Origin of the sequence: Massilia soli (genome assembly GCF_016809835.1) — a bacterium.
GTDB classification, from domain to species: Bacteria; Pseudomonadota; Gammaproteobacteria; order Burkholderiales; family Burkholderiaceae_D; genus Telluria_A; species Telluria_A soli.
In genome coordinates this window covers 596773-619678 of record NZ_JAFBIL020000001.1, presented here as the reverse complement: position 1 = coordinate 619678, position 22906 = coordinate 596773, and the positions used below count along the sequence as shown (strand labels likewise).

General features: G+C 63.1%; 26 protein-coding genes. 14 read left to right on the top strand and 12 right to left on the bottom strand.

Annotated features, from left to right (window positions below; translation table 11 throughout):
• The first annotated feature begins 34 nt into the window (after positions 1-34).
• Entirely contained in the window at positions 35-310 is a 276-nt protein-coding gene (locus I4X03_RS02840; protein ID WP_223465294.1) for a SemiSWEET transporter, read from the top strand.
• On the opposite strand, the gene I4X03_RS02835 is transcribed toward I4X03_RS02840, so the two are convergent.
• A complete protein-coding gene (locus I4X03_RS02835) occupies positions 307-1374 on the bottom strand; it encodes an extracellular catalytic domain type 1 short-chain-length polyhydroxyalkanoate depolymerase (protein ID WP_223465282.1) in 1068 nt (355 codons plus the stop codon). The genes I4X03_RS02840 and I4X03_RS02835 overlap by 4 nt on opposite strands.
• Before the next feature lie 396 nt (positions 1375-1770).
• On the opposite strand from I4X03_RS02835, the gene I4X03_RS02830 reads away from it, so the two are divergent.
• From I4X03_RS02830 to I4X03_RS02820, 3 genes are read left to right on the top strand one after another with little or no spacing between them, the layout of a single operon-like run.
• Complete coding sequence (locus I4X03_RS02830; RefSeq protein ID WP_223465279.1) at positions 1771-1962, top strand: DUF1289 domain-containing protein; 192 nt, start codon at positions 1771-1773, stop codon at positions 1960-1962.
• A gap of 3 nt (positions 1963-1965) precedes the next feature.
• Positions 1966-2409 (top strand): hypothetical protein, encoded by a 444-nt coding sequence (locus I4X03_RS02825; protein WP_223465276.1) that lies wholly within the window; start codon positions 1966-1968, stop codon positions 2407-2409.
• Entirely contained in the window at positions 2406-3332 is a 927-nt protein-coding gene (locus tag I4X03_RS02820) for an MBL fold metallo-hydrolase (protein ID WP_223465273.1), read from the top strand. The genes I4X03_RS02825 and I4X03_RS02820 overlap by 4 nt, the downstream gene beginning before the upstream one ends.
• A gap of 45 nt (positions 3333-3377) precedes the next feature.
• On the opposite strand, the gene I4X03_RS02815 is transcribed toward I4X03_RS02820, so the two are convergent.
• Positions 3378-4247 carry an outer envelope protein gene (locus tag I4X03_RS02815; RefSeq protein ID WP_223465271.1) on the bottom strand — a complete coding sequence of 290 codons (870 nt, stop codon included), beginning with the start codon at positions 4245-4247 and terminating at the stop codon, positions 3378-3380.
• A 225-nt stretch (positions 4248-4472) separates the two neighbouring features.
• Here I4X03_RS02815 and I4X03_RS02810 point away from each other — a divergent pair, with 225 nt between their 5' ends.
• On the top strand, positions 4473-5429 hold the full coding sequence (locus I4X03_RS02810) for an NAD(P)H-dependent flavin oxidoreductase (RefSeq protein WP_223465268.1): 957 nt from the start codon (positions 4473-4475) through the stop codon (positions 5427-5429).
• Between the two features lie 103 nt (positions 5430-5532).
• Here I4X03_RS02810 and I4X03_RS02805 read toward each other — a convergent pair whose 3' ends face one another.
• From I4X03_RS02805 to I4X03_RS02765, 9 genes are all read right to left on the bottom strand, one after another.
• A complete protein-coding gene (locus I4X03_RS02805; RefSeq protein WP_223466237.1) occupies positions 5533-6117 on the bottom strand; it encodes a hypoxanthine-guanine phosphoribosyltransferase in 585 nt (194 codons plus the stop codon).
• 84 nt (positions 6118-6201) lie between these two features.
• On the bottom strand, positions 6202-7461 hold the full coding sequence (locus I4X03_RS02800; protein WP_223465266.1) for a phenylacetate--CoA ligase family protein: 1260 nt from the start codon (positions 7459-7461) through the stop codon (positions 6202-6204).
• The gene (locus tag I4X03_RS02795) at positions 7458-7811 is read right to left on the bottom strand and encodes an MmcQ/YjbR family DNA-binding protein (RefSeq protein WP_223465257.1); all 354 of its coding nucleotides are present in this window, start codon (positions 7809-7811) and stop codon (positions 7458-7460) included. The genes I4X03_RS02800 and I4X03_RS02795 overlap by 4 nt, the downstream gene beginning before the upstream one ends.
• 78 nt (positions 7812-7889) lie before the next feature.
• A complete protein-coding gene (locus tag I4X03_RS02790; RefSeq protein WP_223465248.1) occupies positions 7890-8711 on the bottom strand; it encodes an ABC transporter ATP-binding protein in 822 nt (273 codons plus the stop codon).
• Positions 8712-8777: 66 nt separating this feature from the next.
• A complete protein-coding gene (locus I4X03_RS02785) occupies positions 8778-10079 on the bottom strand; it encodes an ABC transporter substrate-binding protein (RefSeq protein WP_223465246.1) in 1302 nt (433 codons plus the stop codon).
• A gap of 62 nt (positions 10080-10141) precedes the next feature.
• Positions 10142-11200 (bottom strand): branched-chain amino acid ABC transporter permease, encoded by a 1059-nt coding sequence (locus tag I4X03_RS02780; protein ID WP_223465244.1) that lies wholly within the window; start codon positions 11198-11200, stop codon positions 10142-10144.
• Position 11201: 1 nt separating this feature from the next.
• Positions 11202-12098: a branched-chain amino acid ABC transporter permease gene (locus tag I4X03_RS02775; protein WP_223465242.1), complete on the bottom strand. Its 897-nt coding sequence runs from the start codon at positions 12096-12098 to the stop codon at positions 11202-11204.
• Positions 12099-12200: 102 nt separating this feature from the next.
• Positions 12201-13016 (bottom strand): ABC transporter ATP-binding protein, encoded by an 816-nt coding sequence (locus I4X03_RS02770; RefSeq protein ID WP_223465238.1) that lies wholly within the window; start codon positions 13014-13016, stop codon positions 12201-12203.
• Between the two features lie 14 nt (positions 13017-13030).
• The gene (locus tag I4X03_RS02765) at positions 13031-14986 is read right to left on the bottom strand and encodes an AMP-dependent synthetase/ligase (RefSeq protein ID WP_223465235.1); all 1956 of its coding nucleotides are present in this window, start codon (positions 14984-14986) and stop codon (positions 13031-13033) included.
• A 151-nt stretch (positions 14987-15137) separates the two neighbouring features.
• Between I4X03_RS02765 and I4X03_RS02760 the strand changes: the two genes are divergently transcribed.
• The 9 genes from I4X03_RS02760 (at position 15138) to I4X03_RS02720 (ending at position 22217) form a co-directional block, all read left to right on the top strand.
• On the top strand, positions 15138-15824 hold the full coding sequence (locus I4X03_RS02760; protein WP_223465227.1) for a Crp/Fnr family transcriptional regulator: 687 nt from the start codon (positions 15138-15140) through the stop codon (positions 15822-15824).
• A gap of 183 nt (positions 15825-16007) precedes the next feature.
• Positions 16008-17813, top strand: coding sequence for an aminopeptidase P family protein (locus tag I4X03_RS02755; RefSeq protein ID WP_223465225.1), 1806 nt, complete (start codon positions 16008-16010; stop codon positions 17811-17813).
• Complete coding sequence (locus I4X03_RS02750) at positions 17813-18076, top strand: hypothetical protein (protein ID WP_223465223.1); 264 nt, start codon at positions 17813-17815, stop codon at positions 18074-18076. The genes I4X03_RS02755 and I4X03_RS02750 overlap by 1 nt, the downstream gene beginning before the upstream one ends.
• 25 nt (positions 18077-18101) lie before the next feature.
• On the top strand, positions 18102-18848 hold the full coding sequence (locus tag I4X03_RS02745) for an MgtC/SapB family protein (RefSeq protein ID WP_223465214.1): 747 nt from the start codon (positions 18102-18104) through the stop codon (positions 18846-18848).
• 11 nt (positions 18849-18859) lie between these two features.
• Positions 18860-19438, top strand: coding sequence for a DUF924 family protein (locus tag I4X03_RS02740; protein WP_223465210.1), 579 nt, complete (start codon positions 18860-18862; stop codon positions 19436-19438).
• Positions 19438-20259, top strand: a complete 822-nt coding sequence (locus I4X03_RS02735) for a Rossmann-like and DUF2520 domain-containing protein (protein WP_223465207.1) — start codon at positions 19438-19440, stop codon at positions 20257-20259. Before I4X03_RS02740 ends, I4X03_RS02735 begins: the two co-directional genes overlap by 1 nt.
• 282 nt (positions 20260-20541) lie before the next feature.
• Positions 20542-20808 carry a hypothetical protein gene (locus I4X03_RS02730; protein WP_223465205.1) on the top strand — a complete coding sequence of 89 codons (267 nt, stop codon included), beginning with the start codon at positions 20542-20544 and terminating at the stop codon, positions 20806-20808.
• A 53-nt stretch (positions 20809-20861) separates the two neighbouring features.
• Positions 20862-21479, top strand: coding sequence for an alpha-ketoglutarate-dependent dioxygenase AlkB family protein (locus tag I4X03_RS02725; protein ID WP_223465202.1), 618 nt, complete (start codon positions 20862-20864; stop codon positions 21477-21479).
• 174 nt (positions 21480-21653) lie between these two features.
• Positions 21654-22217, top strand: coding sequence for a porin family protein (locus I4X03_RS02720; protein WP_223465200.1), 564 nt, complete (start codon positions 21654-21656; stop codon positions 22215-22217).
• 78 nt (positions 22218-22295) lie between these two features.
• On the opposite strand, the gene I4X03_RS02715 is transcribed toward I4X03_RS02720, so the two are convergent.
• A complete protein-coding gene (locus I4X03_RS02715) occupies positions 22296-22769 on the bottom strand; it encodes an REP-associated tyrosine transposase (RefSeq protein ID WP_223465198.1) in 474 nt (157 codons plus the stop codon).
• Positions 22770-22906 lie beyond the last annotated feature (137 nt).

Genomic DNA, 22906 nt, shown 5'->3' with positions numbered 1-22906 from the left:
TAATGCCGCACCTGTTTTGTTTCGGAAGTATCGGATGTTCTTGGATATCAACCAGCTTGGCTACATCGCCGCGGCCTGCACTACCAGCGCCTTCGTCCCGCAAGTGCTGATGGTATGGCGCCAGCGCGGCGCGCCCGGCATTTCCACCGGCATGTACCTGATCTTCATCGTCGGCGTCGTGATGTGGACGCTCTACGGGCTGGCGATCTCGTCGTGGCCGGTCGTGATCGCCAACGCGCTGACCCTGATGCTGGCGTCCGGCGTGCTCGGCATGAAGTGGTACTTCGAGCGCGCCGTCGCCGCGCCTTAGCGGCTGGTCTGGAAGAAGCGCATCATTTCACGGCTGGCATCCGGACCCTTGCTGTCCGTGTAACTGCCGCTCGCATGCCCGCCCGACCAGGCATGTCCCGCACCGTGGATCAGCCATTGCTCGGCATGCGGCTTGCCTGCCTCCGAGTGATGGACGATGCGCGTGTACTTGTGGCCATTCGGCACGCTGCCCGGCTCGGTGACCGGCTGGCCTTGCAGGTGGCGCGCGCCACGCTTGATCAGCTCGTCGCCATTGGCAGGGTGCACCGTGTGGTCCTTATCGCCATGGAACACGATGATCGGCACGCCGCGGGTTTCGATATCCGGACGCTTGAAATCGCCGCGCATCGCCGCCAGCGCCGATTGCAGGTCGTTCGCTGACGCGAACGGCAGGCCGGAGTGGACGCCGACCGCCGCATACAGCTCAGGGTACAGCGTGCCCATGATGGTCGCCATCGCGCCGCCTGCGGACAAGCCCGCTACATAGACCTGGCTACCGACGACCGCATGGCTGGCCATGATGGTGCGCGTGATGCCGGCGATAATCGACGGCTCACCCTGGTCGCGTTGCTGGTCGAGCGCGTTGAACCAGTTCCAGCAGCGCGACGAATTGGCCTGCTGCGACTGCGCTGGGTAGACCACCAGGCAGTTCAGTTCCTCGGCCAGCTCGTTCATGCGCGTACCGGCGGCGAAGTCGTCCGGGTGCTGTGTGCAGCCGTGCAACATCACGACCAGCGGCACCGGCGTGCCGTTGTAGGTGCTTGGGATGTAAAGCTTGTACGCGCGCGTGCCCGCAGCATTGGTATAGCTGCCATCGACAAACTGCCCTGGCAGCGGCGCGCTGGCCGGCTTGGCCGGGTCGATGCCGGACATGACGCCTGGAATCAGCTGGTCGAGCAGGTTTTGCACGCTGGCCGGGGTCTGCGGCATGTGCTTGCCCATCGGCGCGCTTGGCAGGTTGCGCAGCGCGTCCTGGATTTTCTTGGTGGCAGCCGATGGCGAATTGCCCATCAGGTTCTTGGTTGCCGCGCGCATTTGCGCGATCAGCTTCGGATTGAGATTCATGAGTGGTCCTCGGTGGCGTGCTTCTTCAGTCTACCCATTGCGATCTCAGCGTCAACTGCATTTCGCTGCGGTGCGATAATGGCGGTTTCGCTAGCTGGGCAAACAAAACAAAAAGGAACGCGACGTTGCGTTTGACATAAGCAACACCGGGCAAAAAATGCTGCGGTGCCGCACTGATGCCACCTTACCGCTTTTTTGCTCGCTGTGGCTGTTCCGTTTGAAAAGGAAATTGAGAATAATGATCGGCTTCCCCCTTAACTTCGGCGCTCCTCAGGGGCGTACAGACGCAAATGATCGCGCGTGTGGGACTACTCCCACAACCACGCAAGTTGCGCGTAACCGACAAAAAATGATGCGTCGCAGCAAAGCGCTGCTGAGCGCGTCTGCGGGTGGCTTGTGAGCGGCGAACTGCAAACCCCGGTGCCATCGCCTTGCATCAACCTGTGCGAGATGGCGCCGGACGGCCTGTGCCGCGGCTGCATGCGCACGCTCGACGAAATCGTCAACTGGAGCCAGGCCAGCGACGATTACAAGCGCGCGGTGTGGATGGAAATCCGCCGCCGCGAGCAAGGCATTCAATTCGACTAAGCCATGAACTTCTATAAACCAGAAAAGACTGTCACCGGTCCCGCCTACGGCACCGGTTTCAAGCTATTCGCCACCCTACTCACCGTCATCCTGGTCGGTTACTCCGCCAGCGTTGTGATGCGCTTCCCGCTGCTGCAATTCGGCGCCGGCGTCAAACTGCTGCTCGCCTTCTCGGCCTTCATGCTGCTGATCAGCTATTACTGGTTCCTGCGCGCGCGCACCACCATCGACGCCGAAGGCATCCGCCAGACCTGGATGTACGACAAAAAGGTCGAATGGCGCGACGTGCGCGGCGCCAAGATGATCGGCATTCCCTACCTGTCCTGGCTGTTCCCGCCAAGGATGGTGATCAGGACCGGCAACTCGTTCACCACTTTTAATGGCGGATCGCGCGAAATCCTGATTGAATTCGCAAAAATCGCGCTCGCATTCCAGATGAAACGATGACCGACAACGCCATATCAATTCCCGCCTCGATGCGGATTCTCGAGCGCGGCTGGCTGTCCTCGAACAATGTCCTGTTTATCGGGCGCGACGACACCGCGCTGGTCGATACCGGCTACCTGACCCACGTGCCGCAAACGCTGGCGCTGGTGCAGCACGAACTTGGCGGGCGCCGTTTGGACCGCATCCTCAACACGCACCTGCACTCGGACCACTGCGGCGGCAATGCGGCCCTGCAGGCCCATTACGGCAGCCGCATCGCCATTCCTGTCGCGGAAGCGGCAAAAGTCGGCGCATGGGATGAGGACGCGCTCAGTTTCAAGGCCACGGGGCAGCAATGCCAGCGCTTTACGCATGACGAGCTGCTGTCGCCTGGCGACCAGCTGGTGCTTGGCGATATGCCGTGGCAGGTGCTTGGCGCGCCGGGGCACGATCCCCATTCGGTGATTTTGTACTGCGAGCGGGAGCGCATCCTGATCTCGGCCGACGCGCTCTGGTTCAACGGCTTTGGCGTGATCTTCCCGGAACTCGATGGCGAGTCGGGCTTCATCGAAGCGCGCGCGACGCTCGAGCTGATCGACAGCCTCGACGTGCGGCTGGTGATACCGGGGCACGGGCCGGCTTTCGCCGACGCCAAAGGCGCGGTGCAGCGGGCGCTCAAGCGGGTCGATTTCCTGGAGGCCGACCCGAAGCGGAATGGCGAGAACGCGGTGAAGGTGCTGCTCAAGTTCCTGCTGCTGTCGCGCCAGCGCATCGCGCTGGACGAAGTGTGGACGATGTTCGAGACGGTGCCGCTGCTGGTGTCGACGGCGAAGCGGTATTTCGGCTGGCCGGCCAGCCAGATGGCCGAGTGGACCGTGCACTCGCTGGTCAGGGCAGGGGCCGCGAAGCGCGAAGACGGGTACCTGGTGAACCGGGAGTTTTAAGCCCGGCCGCCAGCGTATCCGCCCCCGCCAGGGCGGACAGTTGTGCTAGAAGTGATACTCGGCGCGCACCATCGGCGTCCTGGCAATATGCCCGACACCCCCTGTGGTCGCGCCGGTGTTGCCAAACTTGTTGCGCCAGTACTGATACTCGATACCAACGCGGAACTTGTTCTTGGCATAGCCCATCGTGGTGCCGATGTCGTACATGATCTGCATGTCGATGTTGGTCTCGACGCCGGTATCGCGGCCGACTTCATCCTTGCCCTTGGACGCGATCCAGTTCAGGTAGCCTTCGAACGACACGCGCTCGCCCAGCGGAATGCCCCACACCGCATTCAACATCGGATGCACATCGTAGGTATAACGGCCTTTGACGCCCGAAATCGGTGGAAATGCCCCGCTCGGTGCATTACTTTCATGCATAGCCAGGATGCTGGTGTTCAGGAAGCCGGGCACGTCCCACATCAACGTTGGCCCGGCCACCAGCATGCGCTTGCGCGAGTTGTAGCCGACGTCGTTCTTGGTGTTCCAGTCGAAACCAATGGTGGCGCCGGCGCCGCGTACCTTGCCGAACTTGATGTCGCTGCCGCGCAGCTTGCCGAAGTCGAGGGTATGGCGGTAGACCACGTAGGCTTCCTGCGCGCCATCGGTCTGGGTCAGCGAACCCGGGTCGGTGTCGTCCGATTGCAGCAGGTCGACGTTGACGAAGTTGCTGCCGTATTTGTAGCCGCTGGCATGGGTCAGGGCGAAAATGTGCTTCTTGACGTGCTGCGGGTTGAACGGCTCGGCGAACCTGGTGCCGTATCGCCAACTGATCGAGGTGTCGCTCCAGTCGGCTGCGTGCGCGCCCGCGCTGATGGCAAGGGCGGCGGCTGCCAGGCCAAAGGGCAAAAGGCGTACCTTCGAGTGATGCATGTTGACTCCAGAATAAGTGCAGAAAAAGTTTGTTGCCTGACATCATCGTGCTTCGGACAACGTTGGTGGCCGAAATTATGCGCCCGCCGGGCACGTAATAACAGGGTTGTTGTTTCCATGCCGAATGCGCGCCGCTTTCCCGTTCGCGAAACCAGCACGGTCGTTCTTTTTTAGAACTATAATAAGTTTCTTGTTCCGATCAACTTCCGTCTGCGAGTTCCCGCCATGGCATTACCCGCCGCGCTTCAAAACCTCAGCCTTCCCGTCATCGCCTCCCCGATGTTTATCGCCAGCGGACCGCAGCTGGTTGCCGCGCAATGCAAGGCGGGCATCGTCGGCGCCTTCCCGGCGCTGAACGCCCGGCCCGCCGAGCTGCTCGACACCTGGCTGACCGACCTGCAGAAAGAGCTGGCGGAGTTCCAGCAAGCCAACCCGGGAAAAAAGGTCGGGCCGATCGCGGTCAACCAGATCGTCCACCAGTCCAATGACCGGCTGGAGCACGATGTCGAGGTCTGCGTGCGTCACAAGGTGCCGATCATTATTTCGTCGCTGCGCGCGCCGCCGAAGGAAATGATGGATGCGGTGCACGGCTACGGCGGCATCGTGCTGCATGACGTCGTATCGATTCGCCACGCGCAGAAGGCGCTGGAGGCCGGCGTCGATGGCCTGATCCTGGTGGCTGCTGGCGCCGGCGGACACGCTGGCGCGCTGTCGCCGTTTGCACTGGTCGGCGAAGTGCGCAAGTTCTTCGACGGCCCGCTGGCGCTGTCAGGCGCGATCGCGACCGGCGACGCGATTCTTGCGGCGCAGGCGATGGGCGCCGACCTGGCGTACATTGGCTCGCGTTGGCTGGCGACCAGGGAGTCGAATGTCAGCGACGAGTACCGCAACGCGATTGTGGAGTCGAGCGCGGCGGACATCGTCTATACGAACCTGTTTACCGGCGTGCACGGGAACTACTTGAAGAAATCGATCGTCAACGCGGGACTCGATCCGGACGCGTTGCCGGAGTCGGACAAGAGCAAGATGAGCTTCGGTTCGGGCAGCGCGAAGGCGTGGCGCGATATCTGGGGCGCGGGGCAGGGCGTCGGCCTGATGGATGATGTGCCGACCGTGGCGCAGATGGTGGAGCGTTTGCAGGACGAGTACCAGGCGGCGAGAAGGCGGCTGGGGATTGCTTGACGCCTGATTCGGCGGATGCGCGCTGCGCGCTTATCCGCCCTGCGATGCCGCTTTACGTAGGGAGGATCAGCCCCATCGGGGCGCATCCGCCGAATTGGCTTGCCTAGTCGCGCGGCGTCAGGTCTTGTTCGCGGATCGCCCACAGGCCCGGCAGGTTGCGCCAGTAGCCGTACACGTCCATGCCGAAGCCGACCACGAACTTGTTCGGAATCGTCAGCCCGACGATATCGGCCTGCACCGGCTTGGCCTTCTTCAGGTCCTTGTCGGCGAACACCACCAGGATGACTTCCGCGGCGCCCATGTCCAGCAAGCGCTGCTTGACATGCGCCAGGGTCTCGCCTTCGTCGAGGATATCGTCGACCACGATGATCGTGCGGCCTTCGACGTTCGAGCGCGGAATCACTTTCCACACTACTTGGCCACCCTTGTCGTCGTCGCCGTAGCGGGTGACGTGGATGTAATCGAACTCGAGCGGGAAGTCGAGCTGGGTCAGCAGCTGGCCGGTGAACACCACCGCGCCGCCCATCACACCCAGTACCAGCGGGAATGCTTCATCGGCAGGGTTGCCGAATTGCGCGTTGAGGGTGCCGGCAACGCGCGTGACAGCCGCCTTGACGGTGTCGGCGTCGAAAATTTCTTCGGCGTTCTTGATCAGGTCGCGCGAGCGCTTGTAGTGGAAGTCTTGCATTATGGTCATCAGAAAAAGGATACCCGGTAATTATCCTTCATATCCCCTTTGCCGACCGGACAAGAGTTGGTTTCGCACCACATGCTACGTATAGTCGCGCGCATCCTCGATCAGTTTGCCGTCCGCCGGCAGCGAACCGGCCGCCGCGAATTCAACCTCGCCGCGCAGCTTGGTCACCTCGCGAATCGAATCGACGATCGCCGCCGCGAGCTCCGGCCGCGCTTCGCCCGCGACTTCGCAATGCAGCGTCATAGCGTCATTGGCCATCCGGCCCGAGACCACCAGCCTCGCCTTGAGCACCTGCGGATGGCGGCGCACGATGTTTTCGACCTGCGATGGATGCACGAACATCGCGCGCACCTTGGTGGTCTGGTCGGCGCGTCCCATCCAGCCCTTGATGCGGCTGTTGGTGCGCCCGCATCTCGACGGTGCGGCGTCGATCAGCAGCGCCGACATGTCGCCGGTCGCAAAGCGGATCAAGGGATAGTCGGGGTTGAACGAGGTGACCACCACTTCGCCGATGTCGCCCGGCGCCACCGGCTCGCCACTGCCGGGCCGGACGATTTCGACGATCAGGTCTTCGTCGAGCACCATGCCTGGATTGATCACGCCATCGGTGACGGTTTCGTAGGCGATGCTGCCGATGTCGGCCGTCGCGTAGGTCTGGATCACATTCGGCACGCCGTTTTCCTGGAACCAGGCGCGCAGCGATTGCGGCAGCGCTTCGGCGCCCATCACCGCATTGCGCACGCTGCTGATGTCGGCGCCCATTTCGCGCGCCTTCTCGATAATGATGCGCAAGAACGAGGGCGTGCCGACATAGGTGTCGGGCTTCAGGTCGGCCATCGCCAGCACCTGCATCTCGGTTTGCCCGGAACCGGCTGGAATGACCGTGCAGCCGATCCGGAAGGCGCCGCCTTCGACCATGAAGGCCGCCGGCGTGAAGTGGTAGGAGAAGCAGTTCTGCAGCAGGCCGCCGTCGCGCACCCCGCCCGCATACAGCGGCCGCGCAAAGCGCCAGTAGTCCTGGCCGCGTCCTTCCGGGTCGTAGATCGGCCCAGGGGAGACAAATACCCGCGCCAACGCTGACAGCGGCGTGGCATTCAGGCCACCGAAGGGCGCCGGTTCCTTCTGCAGTGTCTTGAGGTCGGACTTGCGGGTGATCGGCAAGGTCGCCAGCGCGGCGCGGCTGTCAATCGTCGCGGGATCGAAACCGTCAAGGATGCGCTGCCATCCCGGCGCGCGTTTTGCCAACGCCACCAGCTGCGGCAGCCGCGCCATCAGATCGCTCTCGCGATCGGCGGGGTTGCGCGTTTCAAGCGCATCCAGGGTATCGAAAGTCATGCCAATTCTCCTATTTCGCGCTGAAGCTTCTTGGTCAGCTTCGCGAATGCCAGTTCGTACGAGCGCCTCAGCAGCAAGGCCGCTTCGCTGTCGCTTAACGCCCTGGCGTCGTCTGTGTACACCCATTTCAAGCGCGCCATGTATGGCGCGGGGATGATGCCGGGGCGGTCGGTCAGTTCAAGGAAACGCTCGTCGTCCACCTTGAAGCTGATGCGGCTTGCCGGAAGGTCGGCATTGGTAGCGGCGAACATCTTGCCGCCAACCGAAAACACCGTGACTTCGCCCCACTTCAGGTCCTGGGCAGCGCCAGGGAAGCCAAGGCATACCTCCTTCAATGCTTCAAAGTCCATGTTCGCCAATTTCGCGCTGCAGCTTCTTGTACGGTGCCTTGGCACGCTCAAAATCCATGATGCTGTCTTTCGTGTCCGTCATGCCAGCCAGCGCTTGCGGCGGCGATAGAACTTCATGTCGCGGAAGCTCTTGCGGCCGGCGCCCGACACGCCAAGGTAGAACTCCTTGACGTCCTCGTTGTTGGCCAGCTCCTTCGCTTCGCCTTCCATGACCACGCGGCCGTTTTCGAGGATGTAGCCGAAGTCGGCATAGCGCAATGCGACCGTCGTGTTCTGCTCGGCCAGCAGGAACGACACGCCTTCCTTGTGGTTCAGGTCTTTCACGATGTCGAAGATCTCTTCGACGATCTGCGGCGCGATCCCCATCGACGGTTCGTCGAGCAGGATCATCGACGGCTTGGCCATCAGCGCGCGGCCGATCGCGCACATCTGCTGCTCGCCGCCCGAGGTGTAGCCGGCCTGGCTGGTGCGGCGCTCCTTCAGGCGCGGGAAGTACTGGTACACGGCGTCGAGCGAATCTTTCAGCTCCGCGCGCGATATCGAGCGCGTGTAAGCGCCGGTCATCAGGTTTTCTTCGATCGTCAGGTGGCCGAAGCAATGACGGCCCTCCATCACCTGCGACAGGCCGCGCTTGACCAGTTCGTTGGGCGTGAGCTGGTCGACCCGCTCGCCCTGGAACCGCACTTCGCCTTTGGTCACGTCGCCCCGTTCGCCGCGCAGAAGGGTCGAGATGGTTTTCAGCGTGGTCGATTTGCCGGCGCCGTTGGCGCCAAGCAGGGCCACGATCTTCCCCTTCGGTACCTGCAGCGACACGCCTTTCAGGACCAGGATCACATGGTCGTAAATGACTTCGATGTTATTCACCGACAGGTAGGGCTGGCTGGCTGCGTCATTCGTCATTGGCATTTTTCACTTGTTCGTCAAACGCCCCGGCCGCGACAGGCGGCCGGGGAGCGGTCTTGCCGATTACTGCAGGCAGGCTGGCGTGATGTTCTTCTCTTTGGCATACGCCGCCGAGGATTCCTCAACCAGTTTGCGGGTCAGCGCCTTGTCGCCCACCACCCAGTTCGGCGTGATGGCTTTCCACTTGCTGCCGTCCCACTGCTGGACCTTCACGGCGCCCGAACCTTCGTGGTCGTCGCAGCTGGTCTTCACGGTCGGGAACATGCCGAACGCGCCCAGCGCCTTCTGGCGTGCTTCGTCGATGTTCAGGTTTTCCAGGCCCCAGCGAACTTGCTCGCCCGTCATGACCTTGCCCTTGCCGTACTTTTCCTGCGCCTTGCGGATACCTTCGGCCCACAGGATGCCCATCGTCATGCCGCGCATGTGGTACACGCTGCCGATGCGCTTCTGGTCGGCCAGGTTGCCGTTGCCGGCGCCGTAGACGGTCTTGCGGATCTGGTCGATGACCGGGTAGTTACCCGGCGTGTTGAAGGTCATCGAGGTGTAGCCCTTGGCCGCGTCGCCCGACGGGATGGTGTCTTCTTCCGAACCTGCCCACCACACGCCAAGGATCTTCTCGCGCGGGAAGCCGTTGCGCTGCGCGGTCTTGATCGCGACCGAATTCATCACGCCCCAGCCCCACAGGATCACGTGATCAGGCTTGGCCTGGCGGATCTGCAGCCACTGCGACTGCTGCTCGCTGCCCGGCGGCGCGACGGCGATCTTGATCAATTCGAAGCCGTACTGCTTGGCCTGGGCTTCGAGCACCGGCAGCGGCTCTTTGCCGAACGCCGAGTCGTGGTACAGGTGGACGATCTTCTTGCCCTTCAGCTTGGCGTAGCCGCCATTTTTGTCGGCCAGGTACTTGACCATCGCCGCGGCCTGGTTCCAGTAGCTGGTGATAAGCGGGAACACGTATGGGAACACCTTGCCGTTGGCAGCGTCAGAGCGGCCGTAGCCGAGGGTGGTCATCGGGATCTTGTCCTGTGCGACGCGGTCAAGGATGCCGTAAGCAATACCGGTCGACAGCGGCTCGACCAGGGTGGCGCCGCCTTCCTGGGTTTTCAGTCGCTCGTAGCATTCGACGCCGCGCGATGGGTTGTATTCGGTTTCGCACTCCTGCCACTTGATCTTGACGCCGTTAATGCCGCCGGTGGCGTTGACCAGGTTGAAATAGTCGATCGCGCCGCCGTAGAAGCCGGAGCCGCCGGCCGCGTACGGGCCGACGCGATACGAAGGCAACGCGACAAACTGGTCGGCTGCGCTTACTTGATTGAATGCGCCTGCGAGCGATGCGCACAGCAAAAGCTTGGTGGTCAGTTTCATTTTTTGTCGTCTCCAAAGGTCCGTCAATAGCTACCGTTTTGTATTGCGTCCGCGCGGCCGGGTTAGTGCGGGAATGGCCACAGGCGCAATTTTTCTTTACCCACTTGCCACAAGCGCGCGAGGCCATGCGGCTCCACGATCAGGAAAAATATGATCAACGCGCCAAACACCATCAACTCCAGGTTCGATGCCACCGACGTGGGCAGGGACATCCCGTGCGCCACGATGTTGAGGAAGACCGGCAGCAGCACAATAAAAGCGGCGCCAAGGAACGATCCAAGGATCGAGCCGACGCCGCCGATGATGATCATGAACAGGATCCGGAACGACAGGTCGAGGTTGTACGCCTCCGGCTCCACGGTGCCCAGGTAGGCGTAGGCATACAGGGCGCCGGCCACGCCGCAGTAGAACGAGCTGACCGCGAACGCCAGCAGCTTGGTGCGCATCGGACGGAATCCGATCACCTCCGCCGCCACGTCCATGTCGCGCACCGCCATCCAGGATCGCCCGACGTTCGAGCGCACCATGTTCTTGGCCAGCAGCGCCATCAGCGCCACGATCGCCAGCACCAGCATGTACTTGGCGGCCGGGGTGTCGAAGGCGTAGCCGAAGATCGTGATCTGCTGCGCGGTGATCACGCCGGACGAGCTGTTGCCGGTCAGGTAAGGGATCTTGGTCAGGCACCAGACCACGAAGAACTGGGTGGCCAGCGTCGACGCCGCCAGGTAGAAACCGCGAATGCGCAACGACGGCAGGCCGAAGGCGATGCCCACCATGGCCGCGCACAGGCCGCCCAGCACGAACGCCAGCAGCATCGGAATGCCGGGAATGCGGAAGATGAAGTTCCACGAGGCGAAGGCGCCCACCGCCATGAAGGCAGCGGTACCGAGCGACAGCTGGCCGCAATAGCCGGTCAGGATGTTGAGGCCCAGCGCCGCCAGCGAGAAAATCAGGAACGGAATCAGGATCGCCGACAGCACGTAGGGCGAGGCGATCATCGGCACCACCAGCAGCGCGACGCCGACCAGCGCAAGCATGGCGACGCGGTCCTGGCGGATCGGGAATACCTGTCCGTCGGACTGGTAGGTGGTTTTAAACTGTCCGGCTTCACGGTAAAACATGTCAAATCCTCCTGATGATTTTTTCGCCGAACAGCCCTTCAGGGCGAACCAGCAGGAACAACAGCGCGAGCACGTACGGGAACCAGCCTTCGATGCCGCCGCCGACATAGGGACCGAGGTAGACCTCGGCCAGTTTTTCCGACGCGCCGATGATCAGGCCGCCGACGATGGCGCCCGGTACCGAGGTAAAGCCGCCGAGAATCAGCACCGGCAAGGCCTTGAGCGCGATGAACGTCAGCGCGAACTGCACGCCGTTGCGGGCGCCCCACAGCATGCCGGCCACCAGTGCGACCAGGCCGGCCACACCCCACAATACCGCCCAGATGCGCTGCAGCGGAATGCCGACCGCGAGCGCCGCCTGGTGATCGTCTGCCACCGCGCGCAGCGCGCGGCCCACCTTGGTCTTGGAGAACAGCAGGGCCAGCGCGGTGACCAGCACGCCGCAGATGGCGGCGGCGGTCATATCGAAGTTGGACACCAGGATGTTGTAGTTATCCATCAGGTAGGTGTTCGGGATATCGTCGATCGGCAGGTCGAGCTTGCGCACCTGCGATCCCCAGATCAGCTGCGCCAGGCCTTCGATGAAGAACGCCAGGCCGATGGTGGCCATGAACAGCGTGATCTCGGGCTGGTTGACCAGAGGGCGCAGCACGACGCGCTCGATGGCGATGCCAAGCAGGATCATGACGACCATCGTGGCCGGTACCGCTACCCACAGCGACACGCCGAACTTGTCGATGATGCCGACGCAGGTGAGGGCGGCGAAGAACACCATCGCGCCCTGGGCGAAGTTGAAGACGCCGGACGCCTTGTAGATCAGGACAAAGCCAATGGCCACCAGCGCATACATCACACCGGAGAGCAGGCCGCCGAGAAGCACTTCAATAAAAAAGCTCATGTCGATTCCTTAAATCGCAGCCCGTCGTTCCCGCGCACGCGGGAACCCATGCTGAACAAATCCTGGCGCGGCGTTTGGGTTCTCGTATTCACGGGAACGACGTTAATGGGCGACGCCGAGATACGCATTGATCACATTCTGGTTATTGCGCACTTCATCCGGGGTGCCGTCGCCGATCTTCTTGCCGTAGTCGAGCACCACCACGCGGTCGGAGATATCCATCACCACGCCCATGTCATGCTCGATCAGCACGATGGTCGTTCCGAACTGGTCGTTCACATCGAGGATGAAGCGGCACATGTCCTGCTTTTCCTCGACGTTCATGCCGGCCATCGGCTCGTCGAGCAGCAAGATCTCCGGCTCGGCGGCCAGCGCCCGTCCCAGCTCCACCCGCTTCTGCAGGCCGTAAGGCAGGCGTCCGACCGGCGTCTTGCGGATCGCCTGGATCTCGAGGAAGTCGATGATCTCCTCGACCTTTTCGCGGTGGGCGATTTCTTCGCGCCGCGCCGGGCCCAGGTACAGCGCCTGCATCAGGAAGTTCGACTTCATCTTCAGGTTACGGCCGGTCATGATGTTGTCGAGGACCGTCATGCCCTTGAACAGCGCGATGTTCTGGAAGGTGCGGGCCACGCCGGCTTTTGCGGCCGCGTAGCAGTCCATGTTCTTGCGGTGCGCGCCGCGCAGCACGATCTCGCCCTGCTGCGGGCGGTACACGCCGTTGATCACGTTGAGCATCGAGCTTTTGCCGGCGCCGTTGGGCCCGATAATCGCCCGGATCTCGTGCTGCTTCACGTCGAACGAGATGTCGGTCAGCGCCTTGACGCCGCCGAATGCCAGCGAGATGTTCTTCAGGTCGAGGATGACCGGGCCGATCTTGCGCGCCGCCCCGCTCATGGCGCTGGGTTCATTCATTTGCATGGTATCTGGCTCCGTCACGCTGCGCGCTCCATCGAAGGGAAGGTTTTCGCGTCGGCGATGCGCAGGTCGGCGCTGACGACGCCGGTGCGGCCGTCCTCGAACTTGACCTGGGTACTGATGTACTGGCTGGCCTTGTCGCTGTAGAGCGCATCGATCAGCACCGCGTACTTCTCGGCGATGAACTTGCGGCGCACCTTGCGGGTGCGGGTCAGCTCGTCGTCGTCCGGGTCAAGCTCCTTGTGCAGGATCAGGAAGCGCTGGATCTGGGTATCGCCCATCATCGCTTCGCTGGCCAGGTCGGCGTTGACCTTCTCGACGCAGTCGCGGATCAGTTCATACGCCTGCGGATGCGCGGCCAGGTCGGTATAGCCCGAATACGAGATGTTGCGCCGTTCGGCCCAGTTGCCGACCGCTTCCATGTCGATGTTGATAAAGGCGCAGACGCGCTCGCGCGCATTGCCGAAGGCGACCGCCTCTTTGATATACGGGAAGAACTTGAGCTTGTTCTCGATGTAGTTCGGCGCGAAGATCGCACCGCCGTTCATCTTGCCCACGTCGGCGGCGCGGTCGATGATCTTCAGGTGGCCGTCGGCGTCGAAGATACCGGCGTCGCCGGTATGGAAGTAGCCGTTCGCGTCGATCACTTCGGCGGTGGCGTCCGGGCGCTTGAAATAGCCGTCCATGGTTGCGGCCGAGCGCACCAGCACTTCGCCGTTGTCGGCCAGTTTGACTTCGACGCCGGGCGCGGCCACGCCGACGCTGTCGAACTTGATGTTCCCGTCCGGCTGCAGGCACACGTAGGCGCAGGTTTCGGTCGAGCCGTACAGCTGCTTGAGGTTGACGCCGATCGAGCGGTAGAAACGGAACAGGTCGGGGCCGATCGCCGCACCCGCCGTGTAGGCGACGCGGATGCGCGACATGCCAAGCACATTGCGCAGCGGGCCGTACACCAGCAGCTTGCCGAGCGCGTACTGGAGCCGGTCGCCGGCCGCCACCGGCTTGCCATCGAGGATATCGGCGCCGCAGCGCCGGGCGACGTCCATAAAGTGGTGGAACATGCGGCGCTTGATGGCGCCCGCGTCTTCCATGCGGATCATCACCGTGGTGAGCATGTTCTCGAACACGCGCGGCGGGGCGAAGTAGTAGGTCGGCCCGATCTCGCGCAGGTCGGTCAGCACGGTGTCGCCCGACTCGGGGCAGTTGACCGTGAAGCCGGCCACCATCGCCTGCGCCAGCGAGAACAGGCAGTCGCCCACCCAAGCCATCGGCAGGTACGACAGGATGTCTTCGCGGTCGGTCAGCTTGTCGAAACCGACGCCGCCGGTGCCTGCCGCGATCAGCGAGGTATGCGACTGCACCACGCCTTTCGGCTTGCCGGTGGTGCCGGAGGTGTACAGGATGATGGCCGGATCGCTGCCGCTGCCCTGTTCCACCTGCGCTTCGTAGAAGCCCGGGTTGGCCTGGTCGTAGGCGCGTCCGAGCCTGGCCAGTTCGGCCATCGACAGCAAGCCTGGCTGCGAATAGTGCCGCATGCCGCGCTCGTCCTCGTAGGCGATGTGCGCCACCAGCGGGCATAGCGACTTCAGTTCGAGCAGCTTGTCGACCTGTTCCTGGTCCTCGACCATCGCGAACGCCACTTCTGCGTCGTTCAGGACATAGGCCATGTCGGCCGCCGGCGCATCCTGGTACAACGGCACGGGCACGCCGCCGATGCTTTGCGCGGCCAGCATCGCCCAGTACAGGCGCGGCCGGTTGTCGCCGATGATGGCCAGGTTCATGCCGCGCTTGAAGCCGATCGACGCCAGCCCGCACGCCATCGCGCGCACTTCGGCGTTGACCTCGGCCCAGCTGTAGGTCTGCCAGATGCCCAGGTATTTTTCGCGATACGCCGGCCGCGCCGGGCGGACCTGGCCGTGGGCCAGCAACCGCCGCGGAAACGTCTGCAATTGCAATCCGTCGGGTGTAGTCACCGCGTGTCTCCTTCTGTTGTCACGTCATTCCCGCTGCGCAAAAGGTTTTGCAGGGCGGGATGCGCTTTTGTGTGATGATATTAGCTTGCGTTTCAATTCAACGTTGTCATTTGGATGACAATTGCGCCGACTTTCGATGCTGCGACGCACAATGGACAATCAAGCACAAACACTGACACAACATCTCCGGGCCACTATCTGGGCGCGCTGCCTGAGCGCTTCACAGATGCAGCGGGTCGAGGCCGACACCTTCGAGCAGTTCGTGCCGAAGGGTGGATTCGTTTGCCGCAAGGGCGAGCCGATGGAAAGCTGGACCGGCATCATCGATGGCCTGGTGAAGATGAACAATTTTTCTGCGGCAGGAAAGAACGTCACCTTCACCGGCGTGCCCGCGGGCGGCTGGTTTGGCGAGGGCTCGCTGCTGAAGGACGACCACCGCAAGTACGACGTGATCGCCCTGCGCGACACCCGGGTGGCGCAGATGCCGCGCGCGACCTTTGAATGGCTGCTGGAAACGAGCCTGCCGTTCACGCGCTTTCTTTTGATGCAGCTCAATGAGCGCCTTGGCCAGTTCATCGGGCTGGTCGAGACCGATCGCCTGCTGAACGTCGACACGCGAGTGGCGCGCTGCCTGGCGTCGATGTTCAATTCGCACCTCTATCCCGGCGTCGACAAGGTCGTGCAAATTTCGCAGGAAGAGATTGGCTACCTGTCGGGCGCATCGCGGCAACGCGCCAATCAGGCGCTGCAGTTGCTGGAGAAGGAAGGCCTGGTGCAGATCGACTACGGGGGCATCCGGGTGCTCGATGTCGAAGGCTTGCGCCTGTTCGAGACCTAGGCGGCGGGCTGGCGAGCCGGGACGAACGGCTCTCAAAACACTTTAAGTTGACGAAGATCAATGTGCGGCAAGGCCAGCAAGGACTGTCGCCATTGCCGTGTAACGTTTCCGACACGAATTCGGTCTGCGCGACCGGCGTGTGCAGGAGGTATCATAAGAAGAACTCACCATCTCACCGACTCAATGGATATTTCAACAGCAGGCGACCGCGTCGCCGCCCTGCGCGGCGCAATGCAGCGCCATCGCATCGACGCCTTCGTGGTGCCGTCGGCCGACCCGCACCTGTCCGAATACCTGCCCGGGCACTGGAAGGGGCGCGAGTGGCTGTCCGGTTTTACCGGGTCGGTCGGAACGTTTATCGCTACCACGACCTTCGCCGGCGTGTGGACCGATGCTCGTTACTGGACCCAGGCGGAAACCGAACTGGCCGGCAGCGGCGTCGCGCTGATGAAGATCCCGTCGGGCGCCAGCCTGCTGCACATCGACTGGCTGGCCGCGACCATGGCGCCGGGCCAGACGGTGGCGGTCGACGCGCGCGTGCTTGGACTGTCAAGCGCGCGCCTGCTGGCCGACGCCCTGGCCGCGCGCGGCATTGTGCTGCGCACCGATATCGACCTGCTCGACGAGGTCTGGCCCGAGCGCCCGGCACTGCCCACCGATCCGGTGTTCGAGCACGCCGCGCCATTCGCGGCCACGGCGCGCGCCGCCAAGCTGGCGGCGACCCGCGAGGCGATGGCGAAGGCGGGGGCGAACGCCCACTTCGTCTCGACGCTGGACGACATCGCCTACCTGTTCAACCTGCGCGGATCGGACGTCAGCTTCAATCCGGTCTTCCTGGCCCATGCGCTGATCACGCCGGAGCGCGCCACCCTGTTTGCCGGTGACGGCAAGGTGCCGGCGGACCTGCGTGCGGCCCTGCAGGCTGACGGCGTGCATCTCGCGCGCTATGACGACGCAGCCGGCGCCCTGGCGACGCTCGGCGCCGGCACGGCGCTATTGATCGATCCGCGCCGCGTCACCGCGGGCATGCGCGCCGCGGTCGATCCGGCCAGCCGGGTCATCGAAGCGGTCAATCCCACCACCTTCGCCAAGTCGCGCAAGACCGGCGCCGAAGCGGAGCACGTGCGCGCGACCATGGAACAGGACGGCGCGGCCCTGTGCGAGTTCTTCGCCTGGCTGGAGGCGACGCTGCAAGACCCGCAGCGCGACGCGCTGACAGAGGTCGCGATCGACCGCCACATTACGGCGGCGCGTGCGCGCCGCCCGGGATTTGTCAGCCCAAGCTTCGGCACCATCGCCGGCTTCAATGCCAACGGCGCGATCATGCATTACCGCGCCACCGAGCAGTCGCATGCGGTCATCGAAGGCCACGGCCTGCTGCTGATCGATTCCGGCGGCCAGTACCTGGGCGGCACCACCGACATCACCCGCGTGGTCGCCGTTGGCGACATCGGCGATGCGCACCGGCGCGACTTCACGCTGGTGCTCAAAGGGCTGATCGCCCTGTCCGCCGCCCACTATCCGCGCGGTACCCGCTCGCCGCTGCTCGACGCCATTGCGCGCGCGCCGATCTGGGCCGCCGGCATCGACTACGGCCATGGTACCGGGCACGGCGTAGGCTACTTCCTGAATGTGCATGAGGGTCCGCAGTCGATCTCGCCCAGCACGCCGCCCGATCCGCACACGGCGATGGAGCCTGGCATGATCACCTCGATCGAGCCTGGCATCTACCGGCCCGGCAAGTGGGGCATCCGCATCGAGAACCTGGTGCTCAACGTCGATGCGGAATCGACCGAATTTGGCGAGTTCCTGCGCTTCGAGACCCTGACCCTGTGTCCGATCGATACGCGCTGCCTCGACCTGGCTATTTTGCGCGCCGACGAGAAGGCATGGATCAACGACTACCACGCGACCGTGCGCGCGCGCCTGGCACCGCATGTGGCGGGCGAGGCGGCGGCATGGCTGCACACCCGAACGGAGGAAATCTGATGGCAAGCGGACGTTCAACCCGCGCAAGCAGCGCGGTCGACCGGCTCAAGGAGCGCACCGGCAACCAGGGCTACTCGATGGTCCGCACTGGCGACGGCCTGTTCCAGCTAAGCGAGAAGCCGGGCGAGCCGCCTCTGTGCCAGCCGCTCGAACTGGACGAGTTTGTGGCGTTCGTCAAAAAGCTCGGGCCGCAGGAAGTCAGGCGGGTCAGCAAATACGACGTCGCGTTTGAAAAACAACTGGTAAAAAAACCCACCACCTGAGCGGGCAACCGCCGAAAGACAGCGCATGCCGTCGAACCAACTGCTGGCCTCTTACTGGTCGCAACCTGAAATCGCCACCAACCTGCTGGTGCTGGCCAACATGGTGGGGGCGCTGCTGCTTGGCCTGCTGGTCGGCTACGAGCGCAGCTACCATGGCCGCGCAGCCGGCATGCGCACCTACGGCCTGGTGTGCATGGCATCGGCGGCGCTGATGATGGTGGCCGGTTATCCGGATTCCTGGTACGGCGGGCAGGGCACGGCGATGACGCTGGGGATCGACCCGACCCGTGTCATCCAGGGGATCGTCACCGGCATCGGCTTCCTCGGCGCGGGCGTGATCATGCGCGAAGGCTTCAGCATCAGCGGCCTGACGACAGCTGCCTCGATCTGGGCCGCATCGGCGATTGGCGTGATGGTCGGCGTCGGCTTCTACCTCGCGGCGATCGGTTTGGCGCTGCTGTCGGCAGGGATCATGATCTACCTGTCGCGACTTGAGGGCATCCTGCCGTCGCGCCATGCCATTGCGATCACGCTGCGCTTCAGCCCTGGCTTCGTTCCGCGCGAGAGCGAGATGCGCAGGCTGGCGCTCGAGCGCGGTTATGAAATCGCCGGCGGTTCGCTCATGATCAGCAACGACCATGGCGTGCACGAGTGGCGTTTTGTCGCGCTCGCGCTGTCCAAGCGCAGCGGTGCCCCGTTGTCCGACCTGGCGCATGAACTGACAGGCTACGAAGGTATCGCCAGCTTCAAGCTCGCACACGCACGCAACTGACAAGGAATGCCGTGACCCCTCAAGATGTTCTCGATTTCTGGTTCCTGCCCGCCTCCGACGAGGGCCACGGCAAACCGCGCGCCGAATGGTTCCGCAAGGACGCCGCGTTTGACGCCGCCATCCGCGAGCGCTTCGGCGCGCCGATCGCCCTGGCCGTCGGCGGCGGCCTGCGCGACTGGGATACCCAGGGCCCGCAAGGCAAGCTGGCGCGCATCCTCGTGCTGGACCAGCTGACCCGCAACAGCGCGCGCGGCACCCCCGACGCTTTTGCTGGCGACGCGCTGGCGCTGGCCGCGGCGCGCGAACTGGTCGACAGCGGCGACGACCGCAAGCTCACGCCGGTGCAGCGCTCGTTCGCCTACATGCCGTTCGAGCATGCCGAAGACGCCGCCATGCAGGAACTGGCGGTCCAGCTGTTCAGCGAGCTGTCGCGCGAGCATCCCGGCTTCGAGTCCTCGCTCGATTACGCGCACCGCCATCGCGGCGTGATCGCGCGCTTTGGCCGCTTCCCGCACCGCAATCCGATCCTCGGCCGCACATCGACGCCGGACGAGCTGGAGTACCTGGCCCAGCCAGGCAGCGGATTCTGATGGCGCCTTCATTGAACATCATCGGCGCCGGCCACGTCGGACGCGTGCTGGGGCGGCTGTTCGCCGCCAGCGGCGAGTTCGAGGTCGGCGCGGTGCTGACGCGCTCGGCCGCCAGCGCCGCCGACGCCGTCGCCTTCATCGGCGCCGGCCAGGCGGTGACGGATATCGCGCAGATGGATCGGGCCGACGCCTGGATGCTGGCAGTGCCGGACGACCAGATCGCAGCCGCCTGCGCGCGCCTTGCCGCCGCCGTGCCGCTGGCGGGCGCGCTGGTGTTCCACTGCAGCGGCGCCAAATCGTCGCTTGAGCTGGACGCTGCCGCACAGGCGGGCGCGCTCACCGCCAGCGCCCATCCGATCCGCAGCTTCGCCGACCCGGATGCGGTGGCGCACGGGTTCGGCGGCACCTGGTGCGGGGTCGAAGGGGCGCCGGGCGCCATCGCGATGCTGGAACCGGCGCTGCTTGCCATCGGCGGGCGGGTCGCCCAGATCGACGCGTCGGCGAAAACCGTGTACCACGCCGCTGCGGTGTTCGCATCGAACTACCTGGTCACGGTGATCGACGCGGCGTTGCGGGCCTACCAGGCGGCGGGCATCCCGGAAGCCGCTGCGCGCGAGCTGGCGCGCCCGCTGGCGACCGAAACCCTGGCCAATGTGTTCAGGCTGGGACCGGAAAGCGCGCTAAGCGGTCCGATTGCGCGCGGCGACATGGCGACGGTCGCGCGCCAGCAGGCCGCCGTCGCGACGTGGGACCCGGGCGCCGGCAGGCTCTACGAGGCGCTGGCCGAGGCCACGGTGGGCCTGGCGGCCCGGCGCCATTAGCGGCTTTGCCGGCCCGGGCATTGCCTGTTTTGGAACAAGCTGTACCGTTTTACCCTCGTCATTTAAAAAAGATGCAACGATTCATCGACAAAGTCGACAAATCGCAATAAGCTTGTTCCGCTGGGCAACACATGCCCATGCTTTGCCTAAAAGATAAGCCTTGGCAGCCGTCAAGCGGAGAAAAAAATGTTATTCCTGAAAACGACATCTGTGACAAAAGCCCCGGGTATCTATGAAGTAGATATCGCGGCTAAACCGCCTGGCAAGACTTTCGGCATTTTCATGGCTACCGATCCAGACAATCCGCCAGAGGGTATCCTGGCCGAACTGGAACAGATGGGCTTCCATAACACCTACAAGCAAAGCTACATCCACAAGGACAAGGGCAAGGTGCTCGACCTGCATTTCCAGAAGGACGGGACCGACCTGTTCAAAGGCTGGAAGACGGAAGAGAACGAGGCCAACATGGCCGCGATCGAGGCGCTGTTCAGCAAGGCTGGCATTACCATCACGCCAAGGGTGATGAGCCTGGCCGAAGCCTACGCCTGAACCTCGATGTGGCACAGCGCCGTCGGGCACGATCATAGCGATCCGGCACCAGGATGGACCTGTTCACCCCAAGCAACGCACTGATCCCCATCGCCATTCCCGATGGTGAATTGCTATTGCTGGAGCAGTTGCCGCTAGCGCTAACCAACGATGAGGTGCTGGCCCGGCTGGTGGCCGACACCGCCTGGCGCGCCGAATCGATCACCTTGTGGGGGAAGCGGCACCTGCAGCCGCGCCTGACCGCATGGCACGGCGAGGCGGGTTATAGCTATTCCGGACTCGATCTCGAGCCGCTGCCGTTCACGCCGCTGCTGCTGACACTCAAGCAAGCCGTCGAACTGGCGACGGGGCACTGTTTCAATAGCGTGCTGCTCAATTACTACCGCAGTGAACGCGACAGCATGGGCATGCACAGCGATGACGAGGCCGAGCTCGGCCCCGAGCCAGCGATCGCTTCCCTGAGTTTCGGCGCCTCGCGCAGGTTCATCCTGCGCCACAAGCACACGAAACAGACCCTACGGCTCGAGCTGAGCGCAGGTAGCGTGCTACTGATGAGGGGAAAGACGCAACACTTTTGGTTGCATGGAATTAACAAATCAACACGCCCAATGGGACCGCGGTTGAATCTAACTTTCCGCAACATACTCGCATCTCCCACGAAAACACGCTAAAGCGGATATTGAAATAGCTGAACGGCGAGTCATCTATTTGCGTTTTTCGTTACATCTCCTTACAAGTCTTACGGGATACCCACGGACTCTGCCTTGTCGTTGATGCTATCTTGGCTACCTCGCAATTCAATATCGAATTGCGGACCAGACGTGTCAACAACAACAGGAGTCCGTATGAAAAAGCTTATCTTCGCATTGATCGCAGGTGCAACCGCCATGGGCGCAGCCCAGGCACAGAACCGTCCTTACGTTGGTGTTGGTGTGGTTTCGGCCGACAACACGTTCGAAGTCGCCGGTACCACCAACCGCAGCGCTGAAGGCTACAAGGCCGGCGGCAAGATCTTTGGAGGTGTCGAAATCGACCAGAACTTCGGCATGGAAATTGGCCACGCAGACTTCAAGAAGACCGATGTCAGCTTTACCCAGGCTGGCGTGAATGGCCGCGGTGAAGTCGACGGCCGTGCAACCTACATCGCTGCCAAGGCAACCGCGCCAATGAACGAGCAGTTTTCGTTCTTCGGCAAGCTGGGCGTTGCCCACACCAAGAACAAGCTCAGCAGCGCTACCCCTGGCATGAACCGCAGCGAATCCGATAACGGCCTTTACGCAGGCCTGGGCGCTCAGTACAACCTGAGCCAGCAAGTTGCGCTGACCGTGGAATACGAGCGCTACGGCAAGAGCCGCGATTTCGGCCCTAAGCCGGACGCAGTGACCGTGGCAGCACGTTACAACTTCTAAACTGAAGTCGTAAAGTATCAACGCAGGGCGGGAAGGGCCAATCAGGCTTTCCCGCCCTGTTCTATTGTGGCGGCGATGTTAGCTGGATGGGGTGTAGCCGGCCGCAACGAAGCGGTGCAGCGACGACCATGGCCAATCGTCGAGGCGCTGGCACATGCCGTGGCGCAGCGGATTATGGTGGACATAATCGATCAGCCGGGCGTATTCGGCGTCGTCGTGGACCAGGTGGTCCTTGTAGTGGCGGGCCCAGATGGTGCGTTCATCGGCTTGCGACAGGCCAGTCTTGCGCAGCGACTTGGAGAACGCGATCTTGACCGCGCGCCAGCGCGCAGCGCAGTCGTTGTCGCCCGGTGGCAGTGTCCAGATCGCGTGGGCGTGGTCGGGCAGGACCACCCATGCGTCTATATGAAACGGCTTGCGGGTGCGCACCAGCCGGATCGCTTCGCCGAAGGCTGAGATGTGCTCGGTTAGCAGCGAACTGCCCGGATCCCGAAGCCTTACCGTGAAGAAGTACGTTCCTCCCGGAACGCGATTGCCTTGATACGCATTCATCAGCCTAGTCTGGGGGACGAAGCCCCGCTGCCATGTCGATTGGCTCAAATGGGTGGGGCTTCTCTCAGGCGGCCTCATCATTGAGAATCTTACACAACCGGATTCCGGGCCGATGTTCGTTTGCCTTTTAGAAAGCA

Coding starts and splice junctions, on each gene's coding strand:
- I4X03_RS02840 (WP_223465294.1), top strand. CDS start 35: ATGTTCTTGGATATCAACCAGCTTGGCTACATCGCCGCGGCCTGCACT.
- I4X03_RS02835 (WP_223465282.1), bottom strand. CDS start 1,374: ATGAATCTCAATCCGAAGCTGATCGCGCAAATGCGCGCGGCAACCAAG.
- I4X03_RS02825 (WP_223465276.1), top strand. CDS start 1,966: ATGAACTTCTATAAACCAGAAAAGACTGTCACCGGTCCCGCCTACGGC.
- I4X03_RS02820 (WP_223465273.1), top strand. CDS start 2,406: ATGACCGACAACGCCATATCAATTCCCGCCTCGATGCGGATTCTCGAG.
- I4X03_RS02815 (WP_223465271.1), bottom strand. CDS start 4,247: ATGCATCACTCGAAGGTACGCCTTTTGCCCTTTGGCCTGGCAGCCGCC.
- I4X03_RS02810 (WP_223465268.1), top strand. CDS start 4,473: ATGGCATTACCCGCCGCGCTTCAAAACCTCAGCCTTCCCGTCATCGCC.
- I4X03_RS02805 (WP_223466237.1), bottom strand. CDS start 6,117: ATGCAAGACTTCCACTACAAGCGCTCGCGCGACCTGATCAAGAACGCC.
- I4X03_RS02800 (WP_223465266.1), bottom strand. CDS start 7,461: ATGACTTTCGATACCCTGGATGCGCTTGAAACGCGCAACCCCGCCGAT.
- I4X03_RS02795 (WP_223465257.1), bottom strand. CDS start 7,811: ATGGACTTTGAAGCATTGAAGGAGGTATGCCTTGGCTTCCCTGGCGCT.
- I4X03_RS02790 (WP_223465248.1), bottom strand. CDS start 8,711: ATGACGAATGACGCAGCCAGCCAGCCCTACCTGTCGGTGAATAACATC.
- I4X03_RS02785 (WP_223465246.1), bottom strand. CDS start 10,079: ATGAAACTGACCACCAAGCTTTTGCTGTGCGCATCGCTCGCAGGCGCA.
- I4X03_RS02780 (WP_223465244.1), bottom strand. CDS start 11,200: ATGTTTTACCGTGAAGCCGGACAGTTTAAAACCACCTACCAGTCCGAC.
- I4X03_RS02775 (WP_223465242.1), bottom strand. CDS start 12,098: ATGAGCTTTTTTATTGAAGTGCTTCTCGGCGGCCTGCTCTCCGGTGTG.
- I4X03_RS02770 (WP_223465238.1), bottom strand. CDS start 13,016: ATGCAAATGAATGAACCCAGCGCCATGAGCGGGGCGGCGCGCAAGATC.
- I4X03_RS02760 (WP_223465227.1), top strand. CDS start 15,138: ATGGACAATCAAGCACAAACACTGACACAACATCTCCGGGCCACTATC.
- I4X03_RS02755 (WP_223465225.1), top strand. CDS start 16,008: ATGGATATTTCAACAGCAGGCGACCGCGTCGCCGCCCTGCGCGGCGCA.
- I4X03_RS02750 (WP_223465223.1), top strand. CDS start 17,813: ATGGCAAGCGGACGTTCAACCCGCGCAAGCAGCGCGGTCGACCGGCTC.
- I4X03_RS02745 (WP_223465214.1), top strand. CDS start 18,102: ATGCCGTCGAACCAACTGCTGGCCTCTTACTGGTCGCAACCTGAAATC.
- I4X03_RS02735 (WP_223465207.1), top strand. CDS start 19,438: ATGGCGCCTTCATTGAACATCATCGGCGCCGGCCACGTCGGACGCGTG.
- I4X03_RS02730 (WP_223465205.1), top strand. CDS start 20,542: ATGGCTACCGATCCAGACAATCCGCCAGAGGGTATCCTGGCCGAACTG.
- I4X03_RS02725 (WP_223465202.1), top strand. CDS start 20,862: ATGGACCTGTTCACCCCAAGCAACGCACTGATCCCCATCGCCATTCCC.
- I4X03_RS02720 (WP_223465200.1), top strand. CDS start 21,654: ATGAAAAAGCTTATCTTCGCATTGATCGCAGGTGCAACCGCCATGGGC.
- I4X03_RS02715 (WP_223465198.1), bottom strand. CDS start 22,769: ATGAATGCGTATCAAGGCAATCGCGTTCCGGGAGGAACGTACTTCTTC.